This is a genomic window from Vibrio sp. 10N.222.46.A1, from assembly GCF_041473595.1.
Taxonomy (GTDB): Bacteria; Pseudomonadota; Gammaproteobacteria; order Enterobacterales; family Vibrionaceae; genus Vibrio; species Vibrio tasmaniensis_A.
In genome coordinates, this window is sequence record NZ_JBFRSN010001556.1 from 1 (window position 1) to 369 (window position 369).

The 369-nt window shown below is 36.6% G+C and carries 1 protein-coding gene and 1 pseudogene; both read left to right on the forward strand.

Features of this window, described 5'->3' with window-relative positions; genetic code table 11:
- A partial coding sequence (locus tag AB4496_RS28045; RefSeq protein ID WP_372133314.1) for a F0F1 ATP synthase subunit A occupies positions 1–249 on the forward strand: 249 nt, incomplete at its 5' end.
- A gap of 46 nt (positions 250–295) precedes the next feature.
- A pseudogene (locus tag AB4496_RS28050) lies at positions 296–369 on the forward strand (ATP F0F1 synthase subunit C); the annotation flags it as partial.

Consider the following 369-nt stretch of genomic DNA (forward strand, 5'->3'; position numbering starts at 1 on the left):
CCTGTTAACTTTGTTCTTGAATTAATAACATTAATTTCAAAGCCAATATCACTAGGCTTACGATTATTCGGAAATATGTATGCAGGCGAGATGATATTCATCCTTATCGCACTAATGCCTTGGTGGATGCAATGGGCACTAAGTGTTCCATGGGCCTTGTTCCACATATTAATCGTATTCTTACAAGCATTTATATTTATGGTACTGACCGTTGTTTACTTAGCAATGGCAACAGAAGAACACCACTAATTAATAACTAAAAAATTAACTAACACATTATTTATCGGAGATACAAATGGATATCGTAAGCGCAGTTTTATATGTAGCAGGTGCATTACTGATCGGTTTAGGTGCAGCAGGTGCAGCATC